This is a genomic window from Streptomyces sp. NPDC090045, assembly GCF_044747975.1.
Taxonomy (GTDB): domain Bacteria; phylum Actinomycetota; class Actinomycetes; order Streptomycetales; family Streptomycetaceae; genus Streptomyces.
Genome location: NZ_JBIVFA010000024.1, coordinates 48,282 through 67,968 on the forward strand (window position 1 = coordinate 48,282; position 19,687 = coordinate 67,968).

Annotated in this window: 21 protein-coding genes and 1 pseudogene; 7 read left to right on the forward strand and 15 right to left on the reverse strand. The window is 72.4% G+C overall.

Annotated features, from left to right (window positions below):
* Positions 1 to 42 precede the first annotated feature (42 nt).
* The gene (locus tag ACIPYQ_RS38605) at positions 43 to 264 is read left to right on the forward strand and encodes a hypothetical protein (protein ID WP_401259059.1); all 222 of its coding nucleotides are present in this window, start codon (positions 43 to 45) and stop codon (positions 262 to 264) included.
* 46 nt (positions 265 to 310) lie between these two features.
* On the opposite strand, the gene ACIPYQ_RS38610 is transcribed toward ACIPYQ_RS38605, so the two are convergent.
* The 6 genes from ACIPYQ_RS38610 to ACIPYQ_RS38635 all read right to left on the reverse strand — a co-directional run bounded on the left by ACIPYQ_RS38610 (position 311) and on the right by ACIPYQ_RS38635 (position 6,425).
* A complete protein-coding gene (locus tag ACIPYQ_RS38610) occupies positions 311 to 1,153 on the reverse strand; it encodes a BTAD domain-containing putative transcriptional regulator (RefSeq protein WP_401259061.1) in 843 nt (280 codons plus the stop codon).
* 324 nt (positions 1,154 to 1,477) lie between these two features.
* Complete coding sequence (locus ACIPYQ_RS38615; protein ID WP_401259063.1) at positions 1,478 to 2,182, reverse strand: ScbR family autoregulator-binding transcription factor; 705 nt, start codon at positions 2,180 to 2,182, stop codon at positions 1,478 to 1,480.
* 108 nt (positions 2,183 to 2,290) lie between these two features.
* Complete coding sequence (locus tag ACIPYQ_RS38620) at positions 2,291 to 3,184, reverse strand: BTAD domain-containing putative transcriptional regulator (protein ID WP_401259065.1); 894 nt, start codon at positions 3,182 to 3,184, stop codon at positions 2,291 to 2,293.
* A gap of 238 nt (positions 3,185 to 3,422) precedes the next feature.
* Complete coding sequence (locus ACIPYQ_RS38625; RefSeq protein ID WP_401259067.1) at positions 3,423 to 4,085, reverse strand: ScbR family autoregulator-binding transcription factor; 663 nt, start codon at positions 4,083 to 4,085, stop codon at positions 3,423 to 3,425.
* A gap of 196 nt (positions 4,086 to 4,281) precedes the next feature.
* The gene (locus ACIPYQ_RS38630) at positions 4,282 to 4,956 is read right to left on the reverse strand and encodes a ScbR family autoregulator-binding transcription factor (protein WP_401259069.1); all 675 of its coding nucleotides are present in this window, start codon (positions 4,954 to 4,956) and stop codon (positions 4,282 to 4,284) included.
* A gap of 179 nt (positions 4,957 to 5,135) precedes the next feature.
* A complete protein-coding gene (locus ACIPYQ_RS38635) occupies positions 5,136 to 6,425 on the reverse strand; it encodes a cytochrome P450 (RefSeq protein WP_401259071.1) in 1,290 nt (429 codons plus the stop codon).
* 460 nt (positions 6,426 to 6,885) lie between these two features.
* On the opposite strand from ACIPYQ_RS38635, the gene ACIPYQ_RS38640 reads away from it, so the two are divergent.
* Entirely contained in the window at positions 6,886 to 7,872 is a 987-nt protein-coding gene (locus tag ACIPYQ_RS38640; protein ID WP_401259073.1) for a ScbA/BarX family gamma-butyrolactone biosynthesis protein, read from the forward strand.
* A 94-nt stretch (positions 7,873 to 7,966) separates the two neighbouring features.
* On the opposite strand, the gene ACIPYQ_RS38645 is transcribed toward ACIPYQ_RS38640, so the two are convergent.
* Positions 7,967 to 8,911, reverse strand: coding sequence for an NAD-dependent epimerase/dehydratase family protein (locus tag ACIPYQ_RS38645; RefSeq protein ID WP_401259075.1), 945 nt, complete (start codon positions 8,909 to 8,911; stop codon positions 7,967 to 7,969).
* 34 nt (positions 8,912 to 8,945) lie between these two features.
* Here ACIPYQ_RS38645 and ACIPYQ_RS38650 point away from each other — a divergent pair, with 34 nt between their 5' ends.
* Complete coding sequence (locus ACIPYQ_RS38650) at positions 8,946 to 9,722, forward strand: SDR family NAD(P)-dependent oxidoreductase (protein WP_401259077.1); 777 nt, start codon at positions 8,946 to 8,948, stop codon at positions 9,720 to 9,722.
* Positions 9,723 to 9,913: 191 nt separating this feature from the next.
* Positions 9,914 to 10,657 (forward strand): class I SAM-dependent methyltransferase, encoded by a 744-nt coding sequence (locus ACIPYQ_RS38655; protein WP_401259079.1) that lies wholly within the window; start codon positions 9,914 to 9,916, stop codon positions 10,655 to 10,657.
* A 23-nt stretch (positions 10,658 to 10,680) separates the two neighbouring features.
* Here the strand turns inward: ACIPYQ_RS38655 and ACIPYQ_RS38660 are convergent, their stop codons facing one another.
* Both ACIPYQ_RS38660 and ACIPYQ_RS38665 read right to left on the reverse strand, forming a co-directional pair.
* Positions 10,681 to 11,568, reverse strand: a complete 888-nt coding sequence (locus ACIPYQ_RS38660) for an aldo/keto reductase (protein ID WP_401259081.1) — start codon at positions 11,566 to 11,568, stop codon at positions 10,681 to 10,683.
* A 13-nt stretch (positions 11,569 to 11,581) separates the two neighbouring features.
* On the reverse strand, positions 11,582 to 12,520 hold the full coding sequence (locus ACIPYQ_RS38665) for an NAD-dependent epimerase/dehydratase family protein (protein WP_401259083.1): 939 nt from the start codon (positions 12,518 to 12,520) through the stop codon (positions 11,582 to 11,584).
* Between the two features lie 70 nt (positions 12,521 to 12,590).
* On the opposite strand from ACIPYQ_RS38665, the gene ACIPYQ_RS38670 reads away from it, so the two are divergent.
* Positions 12,591 to 13,502: a LysR family transcriptional regulator gene (locus tag ACIPYQ_RS38670; RefSeq protein ID WP_401259085.1), complete on the forward strand. Its 912-nt coding sequence runs from the start codon at positions 12,591 to 12,593 to the stop codon at positions 13,500 to 13,502.
* A gap of 77 nt (positions 13,503 to 13,579) precedes the next feature.
* On the opposite strand, the gene ACIPYQ_RS38675 is transcribed toward ACIPYQ_RS38670, so the two are convergent.
* The 6 genes and pseudogenes from ACIPYQ_RS38675 to ACIPYQ_RS38700 form a co-directional block, all read right to left on the reverse strand.
* Positions 13,580 to 14,356 carry a peptidoglycan recognition family protein gene (locus ACIPYQ_RS38675; RefSeq protein WP_361761457.1) on the reverse strand — a complete coding sequence of 259 codons (777 nt, stop codon included), beginning with the start codon at positions 14,354 to 14,356 and terminating at the stop codon, positions 13,580 to 13,582.
* Positions 14,357 to 14,623: 267 nt separating this feature from the next.
* On the reverse strand, positions 14,624 to 15,034 hold the full coding sequence (locus tag ACIPYQ_RS38680) for a hypothetical protein (protein WP_401259088.1): 411 nt from the start codon (positions 15,032 to 15,034) through the stop codon (positions 14,624 to 14,626).
* Between the two features lie 153 nt (positions 15,035 to 15,187).
* On the reverse strand, positions 15,188 to 15,931 hold the full coding sequence (locus ACIPYQ_RS38685; protein ID WP_401259090.1) for an anti-sigma factor domain-containing protein: 744 nt from the start codon (positions 15,929 to 15,931) through the stop codon (positions 15,188 to 15,190).
* Positions 15,928 to 16,512, reverse strand: a complete 585-nt coding sequence (gene sigK / locus ACIPYQ_RS38690) for an ECF RNA polymerase sigma factor SigK (RefSeq protein WP_401259092.1) — start codon at positions 16,510 to 16,512, stop codon at positions 15,928 to 15,930. Before sigK ends, ACIPYQ_RS38685 begins: the two co-directional genes overlap by 4 nt.
* Before the next feature lie 252 nt (positions 16,513 to 16,764).
* On the reverse strand, positions 16,765 to 16,929 hold the full coding sequence (locus ACIPYQ_RS38695) for a DUF4344 domain-containing metallopeptidase (RefSeq protein ID WP_401259123.1): 165 nt from the start codon (positions 16,927 to 16,929) through the stop codon (positions 16,765 to 16,767).
* Positions 16,930 to 17,005: 76 nt separating this feature from the next.
* Positions 17,006 to 18,001, reverse strand: a pseudogene (locus tag ACIPYQ_RS38700) (DUF4344 domain-containing metallopeptidase); the annotation flags it as partial.
* Between ACIPYQ_RS38700 and ACIPYQ_RS38705 the strand changes: the two are divergent.
* On the forward strand, positions 17,904 to 19,004 hold the full coding sequence (locus tag ACIPYQ_RS38705) for an LLM class flavin-dependent oxidoreductase (protein WP_401259094.1): 1,101 nt from the start codon (positions 17,904 to 17,906) through the stop codon (positions 19,002 to 19,004). The pseudogene ACIPYQ_RS38700 and the gene ACIPYQ_RS38705 overlap by 98 nt on opposite strands.
* Positions 19,001 to 19,681 (forward strand): CE1759 family FMN reductase, encoded by a 681-nt coding sequence (locus ACIPYQ_RS38710; protein ID WP_362241374.1) that lies wholly within the window; start codon positions 19,001 to 19,003, stop codon positions 19,679 to 19,681. Before ACIPYQ_RS38705 ends, ACIPYQ_RS38710 begins: the two co-directional genes overlap by 4 nt.
* The last annotated feature ends 6 nt before the right edge of the window (positions 19,682 to 19,687 follow it).

Below are 19,687 nucleotides of genomic sequence, written 5' to 3' on the forward strand. Positions count from 1 at the left end.
CCCACCCGGCACGTCGGCAGACCGGGAAAGCCGGCGGCCGTCGTGCCCGACTTCGTCGGCCAGGTCCTCCAGAGCGCCCAAGACGGCGCGCAGGCCGCAGGGTTCCACCTGCTCTCCTCGCACGACGCGCTCGGCAAGAACCGTCACCAGGTCCTCGACCGGAACTGGAAGGTCTGCACGCAGACCCCGGCCGCCGGCACGGCCACCGGCACCGGCACGAAGATCGACTTCGGCACGGTGAAGAACGAGGAGTCCTGCCCCTAGAACCTGCCCCTGGAAAGGGGCGGCCGCCGCAGCAGGGGAGCCGGGTTCAGACGGCGTACAGGTCGAAGGTCGACCCCCGCTTCGGCCCCGCCTGCACGTCCAGCGCCGGGTCGACGGCCAGCATGGCCTGGTGCAGGCGCTGGAGTTGCGGCGACGGCTCCACCCCCAGGTCCTCGATCAGCCGGCCCCGCAGCCGCCGGTACACGTCCAGCGCCGTCGCCTGCCGGCCCGACCGGTACAGCGCCACCATCGCCTGCGAGTGCAGCCCTTCGTGCTGCGGATGCCGGGCGATCAGCTCGGTGAGCTCGGCCAGCAGCTCCGAGTGCCGGCCCAGCCGCAGATCCGCGTCGATCCGCCGCTCCACGGTGACCAGCCGGCTCTCCTCCAGCCGCATGACCTCGATCTCCAGGATCGGGCCCACCCGTACGTCGACCAGCGCGGGCCCCTGCCACAGCGCGAGCGCCGCGCGCAGCATGGACGCCGCGCTCTCGTCGTCACCCTGCTCGAAGTCGCTCTGCCCCCGGGCCACGAGGCCCTCGTACTCGTGCACGTCCACCGCCTCCGGCGGGATCTGCAGCAGGTACCCGCCGTGCCGCGTGACGAGCACCTCTTTCGCGCCACCGGCGCCACCGGTGCCGCCCGCACCCCCGCCCGGCCCCATGGCGGTACCCAGCCGCCGCCGCAGCTGGAGTATGTACGTCTGCAGGGTCGTGAGCGCGCTCTGCGGCAGGCTGGTGCCCCAGAGCTCCTCCATGAGCGTGGGCACCGGCATCACCCGGCCCGGGTAGAGGGCGAGGAGCGTGAGGATCTGCCGCGGCTTGCGTGCGGTCGGAACGATCGAACCCCCGTTGACCTCGGCGCTCAACGGACCCAGCACCTGAATCTTCACCGTCTCCTCCGCACGTCGTCGAGTCCCTCGCCGTTCGGCCTCCGACTCGGGGCACGGTAGCGGTCCCTGAACGATGTCACCGGATCCTCAAGCTCCCTTCGAGCCCCTCTCCAAGCCCCGCCCCACGGCCGCGGGAACCACGGCCGCACCGGCGGAACACCGCACGAACAGTCCCCGAGAGCGCTCCCCGAGCGGCCGGAAACATCCCCGTCACCTCTGGATCGCACTCACACCCGCACCTGCACTTGAAGCCGTCCCGCCAGCGCCCGCCGAAGGCGAGCAACACCCGTGCTGTGCACGTCATTTGGTGCCTGCGCGAGCGAGCTACACGCCCGCCGCGGCGGCCCCGCTGCCGGCCGACGCGCCACCGCGCGCCTGCGCCCGGTACTCCCGTACCCTCGCGCCGTCCACGAGGCCCGGCAGCAGCAGGGCCCACATCGCCGCCACCTTCCGCCGCAGCTCCCAATACGGCATCCCGGTACCGGACATGACCTCGATCCCGCACGCCGCAGCCGTCACCAGCGCCTCCGCGCCCTCCCACCCGCGCTCAGCCGCCGGCAGCTCACCCGCGTCCCGCGCCAGCCGCAGCAGCGTACGGACCGCCGAGATCCACGCTGCGTGGAAGTCCACCACCGCCGGCCGCGCCCCGGCCGGCCCCCGGGGCCCCGCCCCGCACTCCTTGGTGATCCGGAAGCTCGCCGGGATCGCCGGATCCTCGTGCAGCGCCACGGCCAGCCAGTGCGTGATGTCGATCAGTGCCTGCAACGGCGAGGCCCCCGACTCGCGCAGGGCCCGCACCTCCTCGTGCAGCAGGGTGTGCCCCCGCTGCTGCACGGCCTCCGCCAGCTCGTCCTTGGAGGCGAAGTGAAAGTACAGCGCCCCCTTCGTCACCCCGGCCGCGCCCGCGATCTCGTCGAGCGTCGCATTCGCGTAGCCGTTGCGGTGGAACATCCCGGCCGCGGCACACACCAGCCGCCTACGGGTTCGCTCCGACCTCTCCTGCACCGAGCCGTCCCCTCTCGCCGCCACCGACGGAGCCCCCCGCGCCTCGAAGGCCCCTGACAGGCCGGACAGCGGAGGGCCCCGAAGGCCTCAGAGACCTCACACACCTCACACACCTCACGTACCTCACGCGCCTCAGACTCGTACGAGCCGCTCGCCCCCGGGCTCGACGCCGGGCTCGGAGAGGCTCTCGGGACCCGCCATCAGGATCGAGCGCTGCAGGCGCCGCAGCGCCACGGACGGCTCCAGCCCCAGCTCGCGCACCAGCGTCCCGCGCAACCGCTGGTAGACGTCCAGCGCCTCGCCGCGCCGGCCCGAGCGGTGCAGGGCGAGCATGAACTGGCCGTGCAGGTTCTCGTGCGTGCGGTACCGGCTCGCCAGCACGGTCAGTTCGGCCAGCAGCTCCCGGTGCCGGCCCAGCCGCAGGTCCGCCTCGATCCGCTGGTCGAGGGCGCACAGCCGGGTCTCCTCCAGCCGTCTGGCCTCCATGTCCAGCTGGACCCCGCTCTGCACGTCGGCGAAGGCGGGCCCGGTCCACAGGGCCAGCGCCTCGCGCAGCAGCCGCGCCGCGGCGGGGAAGTCACCCGCGTCCATCGCGCGGTAGCCGCTCCCGGCGAGCCGGTCGAACTCCCGCACGTCCAGCACTCCGCCGCCGCTGCTCAGCAGATAGCCGCCCGGCAGGGTGACGAGTATGTCCTTCGCGGTCCGCACGCCCGCGCCGCGATCCGTACCGGGCTGCGTCACGGGATGCGTCACGGGATCCGTACCGGCCTCCGCACCGCCGGCCGCGCCCCGCTCCAGAGCGGTCGCGATGAGGGCACGTAACTGCAGGACGTACGTCTGGAGCGTCGTGCGCGCGCTGCGCGGCGGTTCGCCCGCCCACAGCTCCTCGATCAGGGCCGACACGGGCACCACCTGATCGGCATGGAGGGCCAGGAGCGCCAGGACCTGCCGGGGCTTGGGGGCGGTCGGCGTGATGGAGATCCCGTTCTCCCGCACAGCCAACGCGCCCAGTACATCGATGTCCACGCCGTACTCCCCTGTCCTTGGATGAGTCGCACAGCCAGTAGAAAACAGGACCGACGGTTTGTCAATATCAAACCGGTTGCGCTGTTTTGGAGACGGAAGCCTCCTGACTGTCACTCAAAAACCCACTCCCACCTGGGATTTCGCCCAACCGATGACGTCCTGGATCGACCACCCCACCCCCCGATCACCCTCGACCGAGACCCGGTGAGGGACTCCCGCAGCCACTTAAACAGACCACTCAGTCTGGTACGGAGTCCGGGTGCGCGGCAGAACCCTCCGGCGCAAGCCCGTCCAGCGTCCCGGCGGCCGCGAGCTGGGGGAGTGTCAGCGCCCAGAACCGGGTGAGGGCGTGGGGCGCGAGCCAGTCCCGTTCGTCGGCTCCCAGGGCCTGGAGCCCCACGGTGGAGGCCACGACCACGCCTGCCGCGTCCTGCGGGGCGAGCCCGTCGGCCAGCGCGCCGTGCCGCGCCGCGGCCCGCGTGACCGCCTCGACCCACAGGCGCCACTGCCGGCGCAGGTCGACCTCGCTCGTGCGGGAGACGTCCGCGCACAGCCCGAAGGCGGCCCGTACCACCACGTCCGACGCCAGCAGGGCCATCAGGGAGTGGGAGGAATCCACCAGCACCTGCAGGGCGTTGCCGTCCACCGCCCCGGACGGGGCCGCCGCGGCCCCCCACCTCTCGGTGGTGACGCGCCGCAGCGCCTGCGACGCCCGGTCCTCGACGGCCCGGGCGAGCGCGGTCTTGCTCTCGAAGTGGAAGTGCAGCCCGCCGGCGCTCACACCGGCCCGTCTGCTGATCGCCGCTATCGACGCGGTGACGAACCCCTGCTCGGCGAAGACCTCCGCAGCGGCACGGATCAACGTTTCTCGCGTGCGGGCCGCACGCTCCTGCTTGGCCATGGAGTCTCCACAAACCGTCAGTGCGGTTTGCCCAGGGGGGTACAAGATCGTGTCGCCCACCGTCAGCGGCCGCACCGGAGCGCGGCTCGTGTCCCGCTGGAGCCGACGCGCACCGACCCGCCCTGCGGCCGAACCTCCAGAGCCGTATACCCGGCCCCGCACGTCCTCACCGCGCTCCGCACCGGGGCGGCCGGCCTCAGGGCAGAGCCGGCTCGGGTTCCTGCGCCGGGCCGGCCGCGATCCCCATCTCCACGGTCACCCGCCGCCCCCGGTCGGGGCCCATCTCCAGCCGCGCGAGCACCGCCGGCGTGGCGATGCTCGGGTAGATGTGCTGGTAGACGGCGGCCACCCGCTGTTCGAGGTCCGTCCGGTCGTTGAGGGTCTGGGAGAAGATCTGGGCGCCCGTCCAGCAGGCGGAAAGGATCCAGGCCGTCTCGGCCGGATCGACGTGCGGGAGCAGTTCGCCCTGCTCCTTGGCCTGGGAGAGCAGCGCGCGCGTGAACTCGATCCAGCCCGGCACGGACCCGCCGCCGAAGATGTCGCGCATGCCCGGGCCCAGGGAGAGGCGGGCCCCCGCACTGAGCATCGGCTCGTGCTTCATGCGGTACGCCAACACCAGTGCGACATCGACGAGTTCCTGGAGCTTGCTCTCCCGGTGGGGCACCCCGCCCTCGGCGAACTGCTCTTCGAGCACCCCCTGGGCCAGCTCCTGCTTGGAGGAGAAGTGGAAGTACAGGGCACCCTTGGTGACCCCCGCCCGGGCGAGGATGTCGGCGATGGTGGCCGCGTCGTACCCGCGCTCGTCGAAGACCGCCGCCGCCGCTTCCAAGATCGCGCGACGCGTACGTACCGCACGCTCTTGCCGTGCCACGGTGCCTCCGTTGTCCAGGGGTTGTGACTGACGGACCCCCTGACAGGATCCGCCACCCCATCAAAACCAACCAGAAGGTCCGTATTTTAGTCAAGCGCCTCTATCCAGCCGGGCATCACAATCCGTCACCTCTCCACCAAAACCCCACGCCCCCTCCCACCCCTCGGCTCCCTCCCGCCTCACATACCCCCGTTCCCGGCGCTCAGCACCACCGGCAGCTCCTGCAGCCCGTTGGAGATGAACGAGGCCACCCGCGGCAGTTCCCCGCCCTCCGGGCCCGCCAGCACCGGCTGGGGAAACCTCTCGAAGAAGCGCTGCACGGCGATCGCGCACTCGGTCCGCGCCAGGGTCGCGCCCAGGCAGTAGTGCGTCCCGAAACCGAAGGACAGGTGCTGTCCGCGGGTCGCGCGCGTGACGTCGAACCGCTCCGCCCGCTCCCCGTGCAGCCGGGGATCCCGCCCGACCGAGCCGAACGACACCAGGATCGGGTCCCCCTGCGGGATCACCACCCCCTCGCCCATGTCGATGTCCTCCACCGCGAACCGCAGCAGCCCGTACGAGGCCGGCGGCTCGATGCGCAGCGCCTCCTCGACCACGTCCTCCCAGGAGGCGAGTCCCTCGCGCACCAGCTTCAACTGGTCCGGATGGCGCAGCAGTTCGTGCAGGGCCGTGCAGATGAGGTTGACGGTGGTCTCGTACCCGGCGGTGAAGAGCAGGATCAGGTTGTCGACCAGTTCCTTCTCGCTGAGGTGCGCCCCGTCCTCCTCGCCGTCCGCGTCCCGGGCGGCGATCAGCACGCTGGTGATGTCGTCGCCCGGGTGCGCCCGCCGGTAGGCGACCACGTCGGCCATGGTCGCTTCCATGTCCACGGCGTTCTGCTGGGCGGCCTCGACCGTGATCGCCGTGTCGAAGAAACCCCTGATGATCTTGTGCAGGGCCGCCCACGACCGCTGCGGGATCCCGAACAGCTCGAAGACCATCCGGGTCGGCAGCTCGTGCGCGAACTCCGCCCGGAGATCGACCACCCGGCCCGGCTCCAGCGCGGCCAGGCCGTCCAGCAGCCCGTCCACGACCTCCTCGATCCTCGGCCGCAGGGCGGCGACGCGCCGCGAGGTGAACGCGGCCGCGACCGGCTTGCGCAGGCGCGTGTGCTCCTCGCCGTAGGCGGTGATCATGTTCTGCACCGAGACCCAGATCGCCAGCGGCCACTCGGCGCCGACCTCTCCGTCGATCCACGCCGGCCAGTGCCGGTAGGCGTCCTTCGACACCCTCGGGTCCACGAGCAGCCTGCGGATGTCGGCGTGCCGGTTGACGGCCCAGCCGGTCACCCCGCCGGGCAGCAGCACCTGCGTCGCCGGCGCCTGCTCCCGGATGCGCGCCGCCTCGGCGTGCACGTCCGCTCCGGACAGGTCGATCGCTATGGGGCACTGACGGGTCATCTGACGGCTCTCCCGGATGGTGGCGAACATCGGTCACAGGGTGCAGCGAGCTGCCGACACCCTGCGTTCAGAAACCATCCATCCGGTTCTTTTGAAGACCGGCGGCGGCCCCGATTCTGGCATTGCTCTGCCCCGCCTGCCAATGGTTTGCAAGGCAGCCCTTATTGCATGACGATCGCTCAAGAACGGCTCGCGCGCCGCTCGTTGAACAACGCGTGACGATGCCCCGCCGGACCGGCGCATATGACCGGAAGGCCTTCTCCCACTTGGGCCGTGATCCCTCGCATCACGGCCGACGGCCGCCATCCTGATATTCGCTGGTCGACGTCACGGCGCCCCCGCACCGCCCTCTGCGGCCGCCCCCGACGCCGGTGCGCGAGCGACATTCACTCTCCTTCCGCACCTTGCAAACAAAACCGGAGAGTACGTATCTTGCGTCTCGCGTACGCACCCCGTCCCATCCGTCAAACGGCTCTGCGGGAGAGGTCCCATGACCATGCTGACGATCCGGAACAACGCTCCCGTCCTTCCGCTCGCGGGAGCGGGGGACCCCTGGACGCGCTGCAACGAGGCCCCGGTGCTGACCACCACGGTGCCCAGGGAGTACGTCCACCGCAGCTCACTCGCCGAGGTCTTCCTCACCGGCTGCGAGCGCATCGGCGACGTCACCTTCGCCCTCACCGGGCAGTGGCCCCGCGCCCACACCTTCTTCACCAGCGCCGACGGCGGCGGCCACGACCCCGTACAGGCCGGCGAGACCATCAGACAGACGGGGCTCTACCTCTGCCACGCCGTCTACGGAGTCCCCCTCGACCACAACGTCCTCCTCTGGAGCCTGGACTTCACCTCCCGCCCCGAGCAGCTGCGCATAGGCCGCGGCCCGAGCGAACTCGACATGACCGCCACCTGCACCGACTTCATCTGGAAGGGCAGCCGCTTCTCCGGCTTCCTCCAGGTCGACATCCACCGCAACGGTGCCCTCGCCGCCTCCGGCACCGCCCGCTTCACCTGCGTCGCCCCCGCCACCTACCGCCGGCTGCGCGGCGACCGCGGCCACGCCGGCTTAGCGCGTCCGCTGCCCCGCCGTACGCCCGTGCCCGCCGCCTCCGCCGGCCGGCTGGCCCCCTTCGACGTGGTCCTCGCCCCCGCCGACCGCCCCGGCAGCTGGCTGCTGAACCCCGACCTCGACCACCCGATCCTCTTCGAGCACGCGAACGACCACCACCCCGGCATGGTCCTGGTCGAGGCCGCCCGCCAGGCCGCCTGCGGGCTGCACCGCCCCGGCACGTTCACCCCGACCGGCCTGTCCACCGAGTTCCACCAGTACGCGGAACTGGACGCCCCCTGCCGGGTGGACGCCACCCTCGCCGCACCGGGCCGCGTCGAGGTCACCGGCCACCAGGAGGGCCGCACCGTCTTCACCTCGACGGTCACCGGCGCAGCCCCGGACCGGCCCGGCCCGCACCCCCTGCGCTGACACCCGCACCCCGCGGTGACACCCGCACCCCTTCCGCGGTGCCCGCACTCCTTGCGGTGACACCCGCCCCCGCCGCCCCCGCACCACCTCCGGGTCAGCGGCCGCGCATCCGCTCCTCGCCGCGGTACCAGCCGGCGTACCGACCGAACGCCCGAGAGAACCGCGCCCCCGGGGACGCCGCCAGCTGTCCCCACAACCGCCCACTGTCGTACCAGTGGTCCACCGCGAACAGCGACACCTGCCGCCGCACCACCGGATCCGGACCTTCCGGGCCTCCCAGCAACTCCAGCGCCCCGGCCAGGTCCACCTCCCCCCTCGGCAGCGGCAGCCCCAGCTCCCGCGCCACCGTCCCCACCAGCTCCCGCGCGGTCACCGGCTCGGGATGACCCGCGTGCAGCACACCCCGCGCGCCCTCCTCCCGCACGGCCAGCTCCGCGATCGCACCCGCCAGCGCGTCCACCGACACCATGGACATCCGGGCCCGCCCGCCGTCCACCCAGTGCGGCAGCCGCGCCAGCAGCCGCACCAGCGACGGCACCACCCAGCGGTCCCCCCGCCCGTACACCAGATGGGGCCGCACCACCGCCCCGCCCGCCGCCAGCACCATCCGCTCACCGACGAGCCGGGTCGCACTGGTCACCGACCCCGGCTCCTCGGCGAGCTCCCCTTCCACCGCACCCCGGTGCGCCCCGTCCCGGTAGACGGCCGCCGTCCCCAGCTGCACGACCCGCCGCACCCCGGCCCGCTCCGCCTCGGCCAGCAGCGCCCGCGTCCCTTCCACGTTGACGGCCCGGCACTCCTCCTCGGTGCCCCCGATCCGCGCCGCGAGATGCAGCACGGCGCCGACACCGTCACACAGCCCGCGCACCGACCCGGAGGATGCGAGATCCCCCCGTACGCCTTCCACGCCCACTCCTGACGGCACATCACCCCGGTGCACCAACACCCGCACATGCACGCCGTGTTGCACGAGACGCTCCACCACCACGGAGCCGACGAATCCGCTGGCGCCGGTCACCAGCACGACACTTCCAGTCATCACGCCCTCCATCCCCTCGTGTTACGGTCGCGCGATGACCCGGGAGACCAGCAACTCTTTGATGGCGGGCAGATCGGCGCTGATCACGGGCGCGAGCGCGGGCATCGGCGCGGCCGCCGCACGCGTATTCTGCCGCGAAGGCGCCTCGGTGACCCTGGTCGCCCGCCGCGAACCCCAACTCGCCGCCCTCACGCAGGAGTTGCGCTCCTCCGGTCACCAGGCCCAGTACGTGGTCGCCGACGTCTCCCGCACCGAGGACGTGGCCCGCGCCGTCGAGACGGCCGTGGCCGCCTACGGCCGCCTCGACGCGGCCTTCAACAACGCCGGCATCGGCGCCACCCCCCGGCCGATGCACCTGCTGGACGAGGACGCGTACGACACCGTGATGGACACCAACGTCCGCGGCGTCTGGAACTGCATGCGCCACGAGATCCGCGCCATGCTCGCAGGCGGCGGCGGCTCGATCGTCAACAACAGCAGCACCGCCGGCCTGGTCGCCACCCCGGTGACGGCGACCTACATCGCCTCGAAGCACGCGGTCCTGGGCCTCACCAAGGCCGCCGCCTGCGAGTACGCCGCCCAGGGCATACGCGTCAACGCCATCGCCCCCGGCTCCACCCGCAGCGAGATGATCGACAACTGGCTCCGGCAGAACCCCGAGATGGAAGAAGTCCTCCTCCGATCGGCCCCCCTGCCGCGCATGGCGAGCCCGACGGAGATCGCCGAGGCGGCCGCCTGGCTCTGCAGCGACCGCGCCTCCTTCGTCCTCGGCACGACCCTGTCCGTCGACGGCGGCTGGACAACGCGCTAGCCACCGCCCGCAGCGAGGCACCCGCCGCCGCCGTACACGACACCGGAACGACCCCCGGATCTTTGTGGCTTCAGCCAGTACGACGCTCAGCCGGGCCCCGTAGAGACTGCCAGTCACAAGCCGCGGCGCGCCCCGCAGTCGGGAGCCGGCGGCCGCGGCCAAGGACCAGCCGAAACGGGGAGCACCTCAGCATGAGCGCACAGCAGCAGTACGACGAGATCGGCGAGGCGTACGAGGGATTCAAGGCCCTGCCACTGGAACAGTACGCGGTGGTGCCCAGCTTCCTGGCCCTGGTCGGGGACGTACGCGGCAAGGCGGTCCTCGACCTCGCCTCCGGCACCGGCTTCTACAGCAGGGAGTTCAGGCGGCGCGGCGCAGCCGAGGTCCTCGGCATCGACGTCTCCGGCGAAATGGTCTCCGTGGCACATCAGTTGGAGGAGCGCGACCCGCTTGGCGTGCGCTACGAGGTCGGTGACGTGGCCGAACTGCGGCCCCTCGCACAGCGCTTCGACATCGGCCTGGCCGTCCAACTCCTCAACTACGCACCGGACACCGCCACCACGGAACGGATGTGCCGCAACGCGCACCGCAGCCTGAAGCCCGGCGGCGCGTTCTTCCTGCTCAACCAGTCGCCCGACTTCCGCTTCGACGGGCCGACCCCGGAGAAGTACGGGTTCCGCTCCGTGCCGACCGGCGAGGAGGCCGAGACCGGACCGCAGGTGCGCACCACGGCACTGCTCGACCAGCCGGTCTCCTTCGTCGCCAACCGCCCGCGCCGCGAGGTCTACGAGAAGAGCCTGCGGGCGGCCGGGTTCAGCGAGCTGACCTGGGTCCCGCTGACCGTGTCGGAGGCCGGAGCGCGCGCGTTCGGCGCGGACTTCTGGGCGGACTTCCACGCCAACCCCCCGCTGGAGATGCTTCGCTGCCGCGCCTGACGCCCCCGCACCCGTGACCCGCCTCAGCCCGGCAGGGCGTCCTCGAGCAGTTCCAGCTCCCGCACGCTCAGCGTGAGCTCCGCGGCCCGGGCCGAGTCGGTGATGGACAGCGGGCGGCTGGCCCCCGGTACCGGGATCACGGCCGGGGAGCGGGCGAGCAGCCAGGCCAGGGCGACCTGCTGCGCACTGACCCCGCGCCCGGCCGCGACACGGTGGAAGGCGGTCACGGTGGTGGAGGCGGGGCCGCCGGGCCCGTCGAGGGAGCTGCGGGAGATGCCGCCCAGCGGGCTCCAGGGCAGGAACGCCAGACCCAGCCGGGTGCTCAGCCGCAGCTGCGGCTCGCTGTCGCGGACGGCGGGGGAGTACCGGTTCTGCACGCTGGCCAGTCCCTCCCCGAGGATCCGATGCGCCTGACGGATCTGGGCGGTGGTGACGTTGGAGATTCCCGCGGCGCGGATCGTGCCGGCGTCGAGCAGCTCGCGCAGCGCGCCGACGGACTCCGCCCAGGGCACGGCCGGGTCCGGCTTGTGCAACTGGTACAGGCCGATCGCGTCGACGCCCAGACGCTTCGCGGAGGCCTCGGCCGCCCGCTTCAGACGGGCGGGGGCGGCATCGACCGTCCAGCTGCCGTCGCCGGGGCGGCCCCGGCCGCCCTTGGTGGCCACCAGCACGCCGGAGGTGTCGCCGCCGTAGCGGGCCAGGGCGCGGGCGATCAGCAGCTCGTTGTGGCCCGCCTCGCCGGCGTGCCAGTGGTAGCTGTCGGCGGTGTCGATGAGCGTGACGCCGGCGTCGAGGGCGGCGTGCACGGTGGCGATCGCCCGCCGCTCGTCCGGGCGGTGCTCGATCGACAGCGGCATCGCGCCCAGGCCGATGGCGCCGACGGCCGCGTGGGCGATGGTGCGGTACTGCACGGCGGCTCGCTCCTCAGAGGGCGGGTGACGGTACGGCGGTGAGGGCTTCGGCGACGGCGCCGGGCAGCCAGTCGGCGGTGCGGGAGAAGGAGAACCCCAGTTCCTTCGCGCGCGCGTTGCTCATGGCGTAGTGGCGGTCGAAGGAGAACGGCGACGCCTCCCCGTCCGCCGCGACGGTCCGGTAGACGGGCTCCCGGCCCACCTGCGCGGCGACGACCGCGGCGAGGCCGTGGACATCGAGCGGACCGTCGGAGCACGCGTTGACCGCACCGGTGAAGCCGGCCGCGGCCGCCCACAGCAGCAGGTCCGCCAACTCCTCGTAGTGGATGAAGACCGTGGGCAGCGCCTGCGCGTGCACGGCGATCTCCTCCCCCCTGGCGATGCGCCCCGCGTAGTGCGCCAGCCGGCCGGTGAACTCCTGCGCGCCGCCGCCGAGCACATGGGCGCTGCGCACACTGGCGAACCCGAAGCCGCCGGCGCGCGCGAGGACGGCCTCCGCCTGCCGCTTGCCCTCGGCGTAGTGCGCCTCCACGTACGCGTCGTCGTGCCAGGGAAGGTCCAGGGCCACCGGCCAGGCGGCCGGGTCCACGCTCCCCTCCGGCACCGGGGTGCCCCGGTCCACGGCCGCCAGCGCCGCGGTCGCGGGATCGTAGACCTCGATCGTGGAGGTCATGACGTAGCGCCGGGTACGGCCGGCGAAGACACGGGCGGCGACGGCGGCCTGCACCGGGGTGTAGCAGACCTGGTCCACCACGACGTCGAAGGTGCGGGAGCCGAGCGCGGCCGTCAGGGCGGCCTCGTCGCTGCGGTCCGCGACGAGATGCTCCACGCCCGCGGGCGGCGACACGGAGCCGCGGTTGATCACCGTGACCCGGTGCCCCGCCCCCTGCAGACGCTTCACCAGGAGCTTTCCGAAGTACCGGCTTCCGCCGATGACGCAGATCCTTTGCATGCCCCCATCCTGGAGACCTAGGGTCATCAGCAGAACTCCCGATTTACTGGATCCGTATAAAGGAAAACTGTTGATCGATGTGCAACGGCTCCGCGTCCTGCGGGCGGTGGCGGAGCACGGCAGCTTCAACCGGGCGGCCACGGCCCTGCGCCTGACCCCCTCGGCCGTCTCCCAGCAGGTGGCCGCCCTGGAGCGCAGCCTCGGCACCCAGGTCGTCGCCCGCAGCACCCGCGGCGTCACCCTCACCCCGGCCGGCCAGATCATGGTCGGCGCCGCCGAATCCGTCGCCGCCGAGCTCGCACACGCACAACAGCAGGTCGCCCGGCTCGCCACCGGCCGCACCCCACTCACCGTCGCCACCTTCACCAGCGGCGGCCGCCTCCTGCTGCCCGCCGCTCTCACCCGGCTCACGGCAGCCCATCCCGACGCCGTGCTCCACATCCGGGAGGGCGAACCCGAGGACACCCTGCCCCTCGTCCGCCAGGGCGCCGTAGACCTCGCCCTCGCCTACCACTTCGACGGCCCGCTCCCCGCCGGACCGGGCGCCGGCTCCCGCCTGCACTGGACACCCCTCCTGGAAGACCCCCTCCACGTCGTCCTGCCCCAAGAGCACCGACTCGCCGGCCGCGACACCCTCGACCTCGCCGAACTGGCCGCCGAACCCTGGGTACTCGGCTGCCTGAAGACCGAGGCGTACCTGCGCCGCTACGCCGAGCGCGCCGGCTTCGATCCGCACGTGCGCGGGACCACCACCGACTACTTCTTCGCCCGCTCGCTCGTCGCCGCAGGCATGGGAATCTCCCTCATCCCCTCCATCGCACTCACCCCGCACATCCCCGGCCTGCACACCGTCCCCATCACATCGCCGGCGCCGGTCCGCCACATCGGCGCCGCCGCACTCGGCCGTGGAGACCGGCCCCACCTCACCACCCTCATCGACGCCCTGCGCGAGCAGGCGATCCGGCAGCACACGGGCAGTTGACCCCGCCCCCGGGCAGCACGGGCAGCCCCCGGCCGCCGGGGCGGAGGACCGCCGTCCGGTGTGCGCGCCGCCTGCGGTCAGGGCAGGAGGCCGGCCGGAAGGTATTCCGCGTAGGCCGCGGCCGACGGGTCGGAGGCCTGCCGGACCAGGTCCCACACCCGGTCCGACTCCGGATCGGCCTCCGGGTCCTGCAAGGGCGTGCCGAGGCGGGTGGCGACGTCCCTGCGGAGGGCCGGGAGCAGGGCGTAGAGGCGGTCGCCGGGGCAGGAGGTGGCGTTGAAGTCGCGGTGGCCGTAGATCTCGGAGGCGGGCAGGCCGTACTGGCTGCAGACGTGGGCGCACAGGTCGGCCAGCATCGCGTACTGCGCCGCCGGCGGGGCCTGCGAGGTGTACGTGCCCTCGTTCTCGATGCCGATCGACACCGTGTTCTGCCCGATGCAGTGGGCCGCGCGCACCTGGCGGGTGCCGGCGCGCAGCTCCGCGAGGCTGTTGTGGCGGCCCTCCAGCACGAAGGCCCCGCGGCTGACGGTGAAGTGCTGACCGGTGTCGATCCAGCCCTGCGCGTCCATGTGGTACGTCTGGATCGCACGGGCCAGGGCGAAGGCGCGCTGCCTGGAGTAGTCCGTCACGTTCGCCGTCGCCGTGTGGTGGACGATGATCCGCTCCGGGCGGTTGGCCAGGACGACGACGGGCTCGGACGGGGCCCGCGCACCCCAGGCGGCGCAGCCGATGACGTCCGGGCCGGCGGCGGAGTACGCGCGCCCGGCCGCGGCCAGGGGCAGTGCCGCCGCAGCGGCCAGGGTGAAGCCGCCCGTGAGGACCGACCGGCGGGTGTGCAGTGCGGAGGAGGTCATACGGTGCCCGTTTCCGTAAGGAGGCTGCCCATTGAAGGGACCCCGGCCCCGCGGGCCGCGCAGACACACCGGGCCGCGCACGGACTGTCCCCGGCCGGCCGCTCCGCACAGGGGCCCGGCCGCCCCCGGCCGGCTCAAGACGGGTCTACTCACGGGCTGGTTACCGTCGGGCCTTGTGCCCGAGCGAGCGGTTGCCGCCGTACCTGCCGGGAAAGGCGGCAGGGGCTCCGGGCGGTGCCCGGAGCCCCTGCGGGCCAGGTGAACAGGTCACCACTTGCTGTGGCAGTTCCAGTGCCCCGGCACCCAGTGGCCGGTGTAGTGGCCGGGCACCCAGTGCTTCTGGTACCAGCCGTGGCCGTGCCGGCCGTCGTGCCACTTCTTCTCGTAGTGGCCCTTGACCCAGGTCTTGGCCCAGTGGCCCTTGGACCACGAGCAGCGTTCGTGGTGGCCGGACCGGTGGTTCCTGTTGTCCCAGCGGTCCCAGCGGTCCCAGCGGTCGTGCCGGTCGCGGTCGCGGTTGCGGTCGTGGTCACGGTCCACGTTCACGGCAGTGGACACCGATGCCGGTGCCGAAGCGGCGGCGGCCGTGCCGGTGGCCGCGAACGTGGCGCCTCCCGAGAGCAGGCCGGCCACGGCCGCGCCCGCGAGAAGGTTGCGGGTCCGCACGGAAACGGTCATGGGTCTCACCTCCTTCTGCTTCACGAATGAGCGGATGCTCGGCCCCTGCTTCCGCAGGGGGCTTGTGAAGGGATTCGGTACCGGCCTCCGGAGGGATTGGAAAAACCCCAAAACGGCATTTATTGGGCACTGCGCTTTGGTCTCGTTCCCCGGTCAGGCGAGGGGAAGGCGTAGCAGGGGGTTGGAAGTGGGCTCGGGCGAGCCGCCCGCGGGTTCGACGGTGAGACCTACCGCGCGGGCGCTGTCGGGACGTCCCTGCATGACGACGGCGCCGTCGCTGTGGACGAGGCCGGCGGAGCGCTTGGTGCCGTCCTCGTCGAACCACAGCTGGTAGGTATGGCCCGGGGGAGGGGCCGGCAGGCCGCTGCTGACGAAGACGGCCTGGTCGCGCAGGGCGGAGGTGGTCACGGACGTGGCCGCCCCGGTGCTGGTGCGTCCGTGCACCGTCCGGGCGTCGGGGGCGGCCATGACGGCGGCCAGCTCCTGGGCCTGACGGGTGGCCTGCCGAGCCTGCGTACGGGCCTGTTCGGCCTGCTGGTACTGGTACGCGGCGAGCCCGCCGAAGGCCACGGCGACGGCGACGCAGGCCGCGGCGGCGAACGCTCCGGCCCTGCGCCCGAGGACCGCCGTGAGCCGGGCCGGCGCCGTGGGCCGGGCGTGCGGGGGCGGCTGCGGGACGGTTTCGATGCGCTGCAGGACCGCCTGCCTCATCGAGACGGGGGCGGGCAGGCCGGCCGCCGCGGCCAGACGCGCCACCGTCGCCTCGAACTCGCCGACCTCCCGGGCGCAGGCCGCGCAGTGCCCGAGGTGTGCGGTGAAGGCGTGCAGCTCCTTGCCGGTGAGCGCGTCGAGTGCGTACGCGCCGGCGAGGGTGTGCAGGTCGTCGTCGTGCTTCACGCGGTCACCCCCATGCAGTCGCGCAGCCGGATCAGTCCGTCGCGCATCCGGGTCTTGACGGTCGCCAGCGGGGACCCCAGCCGGTCCGCGATCTCGCGGTAGGTCAGGCCCCGGTAGTAGGCGAGGGTCACGGCCTGCCGCTGGAGTGCGGACAGGCTCTCCAGGCAGCGGCGCACCTGCTCGCCCTCCAGCCGGCCCTCCACCTCTTCGGCGACCTCGTCGAAGGGCCGGTGCCGGTCGCGCGCGGCGGTGGCGTGCTCGCGGTCGGAGGAGGCCTGGGCGGACCGGACGCGGTCCACCGCCCTGCGGTGCGCGATCGTCGCCACCCACGTCATGACGGTCCCCTGCTCCGGACGGTAGCGGGCGGCCTGACGCCACAGGTCGATCATCACCTCCTGCGCCACCTCCTCCGACTGGGCCCGGTCCCGGACGACCTTGACGACGATCCCGAACACGGTGGCGACGACCGCGTCGTAGAGGACGGTGAAGGCGTCCTTGTCGCCGTGACCCACCCGCTCCATCACCTCCTGCAGCCGCGGCCCGCCCGCGTCCGCACCCTGAAACCGCAGGGGCTGGGTCACCGGCACCCCCTCGCGCACCGCCGGGCGCCGTACCGCGCCGCAGCGCCGCGGCGGCCACGCCCGCCCTTGTGCCTCGATGCCATCAGCCGCTCTCTCGCCGAGAAGAAGGACCGGCCCCGCACCGGGGCCGGGCATGGTGCTCCGCTGGTCTCACCTCTTCTTCGTAGCGGGCATTTGTACGGATTGCCCCGATCGGCAACGCCGCACCCCACCCGTCATCCGATCGAGCGAAACCGGCGTCCGCAGGCCGGGCTACTTGAGGTACGGCTCGAGGAGCCGGCCCCATGACTTCTCGATCTGTTCGTACTCGTGCCGGCAGCCCTCGGCCCGGAGCTCCGGCAGTACGCCGTCCGGGTTGCCGACGGCGATGACGACCGACCTGAAGGCGTCGGGGTCCGAGCCGTACAGCCAGCAGATCTCGTTGTAGAAGCGCTGAGCGCTGAGCGCTGAGCGAGTGCTCGTCGGAGAAGAGGCCGGAGAGGTCTCCGGCCTCTTGCGCGTCGGCCAGGGCGCCCCATGTGTTGAGGGTGCTCACCGCGTAGTCGATGTGCCGCTCGCCGCCGGTGGCGAGCAGCAGCGTGGCGAGCTGGTCGACGGCGTCCTCCTCCTTGCCGGTGATCGGCAGGTCGTACATGTCGACCAGGCCGTGGCCGAGCTCGTGCAGCAGCACGCCGTTGGAGAACCCGATGATGTCCTCGTCCACGGCCCTGGCCCGCTCCGCCGGGCTGCCGGAGCCCTCCCGGGCGGCCTGCTCCTGGAAGACGGGCCGGGTCTCGCCGACGAGCTCGTAGCAGTACGTGATGTCCCTCGTGCGCGGGTCCCAGGAGGCGTTCGCCCCGCCGCAGCTCTTCGCGATCACGGGCACGTCGTAGGACAGCGCGATCCGGTCGCCGACGAAGGCGGCGACGCGTTCCAGGACCTCGTTGTCCTGCAGGAACCTCTGGATCCGCCGGTCCTGGGCCGTCCTGCCGGTCTCGTACCGCGGGATCAGCCGGCCGTGGCCCGCCGAGGCGGACGCGGACGCGGATGCCGGGGCGGCGGGGGACCGCGCCGCGGTGGCCGTCCTCGGGCCGGTGGGGCCGCCGCCGGCGGACGAGCAGCCCGTGGCGGCGACGATCACGGACACGGCCGCGGACACGGCCGCGACCGCTCCGGCGGCCACCGCCCGCATCCTGGCTGCTCCCACCGCTGTCACCTCTCGGCGCGGTACGTCCTGCGTCACAGCCTGGTGCCGCGGTGCCGCCCCGGCCCGCGCATGTGCGCCGGCCGGGTGAAAACGCGGCGCCGGCGGGCGCGGGCGGCCCCGCGCCCCCTCGGGAATACCGCGGGCGCACCCCTGGTTCCGAAGTATGGTTGAATTGTAAACAATCTTGGGTAGGGAATGGGGAGTCATGCAGTTCGGGATCTTCACCGTCGGTGACGTCACGGCCGATCCGACCACCGGACGCGCGCCGAGCGAGCACGAGCGCATCAAGGCGATGCTCGCCATCGCACAGAAGGCCGAGGAGGTCGGCCTCGACGTCTTCGCCACCGGCGAGCACCACAACCCGCCGTTCGTCCCCTCCTCACCGACGACCATGCTCGGCTACATCGCCGCACGCACCGAGAACCTGATCCTGTCCACCTCGACGACGCTCATCACCACGAACGACCCGGTGAAGATCGCCGAGGACTTCGCGATGCTCCAGCACGTCGCGGACGGCCGCGTCGACGTGATGATGGGCCGCGGCAACACCGGCCCGGTCTACCCCTGGTTCGGCAAGGACATCCGCGACGGCATCGACCTCGCCATCGAGAACTACGCGCTGCTGCGCCGCCTCTGGGACGAGGACACCGTCATCTGGAAGGGCAAATTCCGCACCCCGCTGCAGTCCTTCACCTCCACCCCGCGCCCCCTGGACGGCGTCGCCCCCTTCGTGTGGCACGGCTCCATCCGCTCGCCGGAGATCGCCGAACAGGCCGCCTACTACGGCGACGGCTTCTTCCACAACAACATCTTCTGGCCCGCCTCCCACACCGAGCAGATGATCAACCTCTACCGGCAGCGCTACGCCCACTACGGGCACGGCACCCCCGAACAGGCCATCGTCGGACTCGGCGGCCAGGTGTTCATGCGCAAGAACTCGCAGGACGCGGTGCGCGAGTTCCGCCCGTACTTCGACAACGCGCCGGTGTACGGCCACGGCCCGTCCCTGGAGGAGTTCACCTCCCAGACACCGCTGACCGTCGGCTCGCCGCAGCAGGTCATCGAACGCACCCTGTCCTTCCGGGACTACGCCGGCGACTACCAGCGCCAGCTCTTCCTGATGGACCACGCGGGCCTGCCCCTCAAGACCGTCCTGGAACAGCTCGACCTGCTCGGCGAAGAAGTCGTGCCGGTGCTGCGCAAGGAGTTCGCGAACCTGCGCCCGGCCGGCGTACCGGACGCGCCGACCCACTCCGCCCGCGTGACGGCGGCCCGGCAGAGCACGAAGCAGGAGGCACAGGCATGAAACTCGTCGTCGTATCGGCGGGCCTGAGCTCGCCCTCCTCGACCCGCCTGCTCGCCGACCGCCTCGCGGCCGCGACACGCGGCCACCTGGACACCGAGCCCGAAGTGATCGAACTGCGGGACCTGGCGACCGAGATCGCCCAGCACTTCGTCACCGGCTTCCCGCCCGCCCGACTGGCCGCCGCACTCGACGCGGTGGCGGCCGCGGACGGCCTGATCGCCGTGACCCCGGTGTTCGCGGCGTCGTACAGCGGCCTGTTCAAGTCGTTCTTCGACCTCATCGACAAGGACGCCCTCACCGGGAAGCCGGTGCTCATCGGCGCGACCGGCGGCACGGCCCGGCACTCCCTGGTCACCGAACACGCCCTGCGCCCGCTGTTCACTTACCTGCGCGCGCTCGTCCCGCCGACCGCCGTGTACGCCGCCTCGGAGGACTGGGGCCAGGAGGGACTGGCGCAGCGGATCGCCCGTGCGGGCGCGGAACTGGCGCGCCTCATGGCACCCGCCGCCCGGGACGGCGCCCCGGACGCCGCCCGGCATGGAGCCCCGGACGTCGACACCTCCGGCGCGATCGCACCCCGCTCGCTGACCGGGGCGATCACGTCGGCGCATCCGGCCGGCGGCGGCTTCGCGATCGTGCCCTTCGAACAGCGGCTGGCCGCGCTACGGGCCCAGTAGCCGCGG

What these genes read in the sequence shown, in the direction of transcription:
- ACIPYQ_RS38635 (WP_401259071.1), bottom strand. Translation starts at nt 6,425, where the DNA reads ATGTTCGCCACCATCCGGGAGAGCCGTCAGATGACCCGTCAGTGCCCC.
- ACIPYQ_RS38705 (WP_401259094.1), top strand. Translation starts at nt 17,904, where the DNA reads ATGCAGTTCGGGATCTTCACCGTCGGTGACGTCACGGCCGATCCGACC.
- ACIPYQ_RS38680 (WP_401259088.1), bottom strand. Translation starts at nt 15,034, where the DNA reads ATGACCGTTTCCGTGCGGACCCGCAACCTTCTCGCGGGCGCGGCCGTG.
- ACIPYQ_RS38625 (WP_401259067.1), bottom strand. Translation starts at nt 4,085, where the DNA reads ATGGCCAAGCAGGAGCGTGCGGCCCGCACGCGAGAAACGTTGATCCGT.
- ACIPYQ_RS38710 (WP_362241374.1), top strand. Translation starts at nt 19,001, where the DNA reads ATGAAACTCGTCGTCGTATCGGCGGGCCTGAGCTCGCCCTCCTCGACC.
- ACIPYQ_RS38650 (WP_401259077.1), top strand. Translation starts at nt 8,946, where the DNA reads ATGACCCGGGAGACCAGCAACTCTTTGATGGCGGGCAGATCGGCGCTG.
- ACIPYQ_RS38675 (WP_361761457.1), bottom strand. Translation starts at nt 14,356, where the DNA reads ATGACCTCCTCCGCACTGCACACCCGCCGGTCGGTCCTCACGGGCGGC.
- ACIPYQ_RS38640 (WP_401259073.1), top strand. Translation starts at nt 6,886, where the DNA reads ATGACCATGCTGACGATCCGGAACAACGCTCCCGTCCTTCCGCTCGCG.
- ACIPYQ_RS38645 (WP_401259075.1), bottom strand. Translation starts at nt 8,911, where the DNA reads ATGACTGGAAGTGTCGTGCTGGTGACCGGCGCCAGCGGATTCGTCGGC.
- ACIPYQ_RS38665 (WP_401259083.1), bottom strand. Translation starts at nt 12,520, where the DNA reads ATGCAAAGGATCTGCGTCATCGGCGGAAGCCGGTACTTCGGAAAGCTC.
- ACIPYQ_RS38655 (WP_401259079.1), top strand. Translation starts at nt 9,914, where the DNA reads ATGAGCGCACAGCAGCAGTACGACGAGATCGGCGAGGCGTACGAGGGA.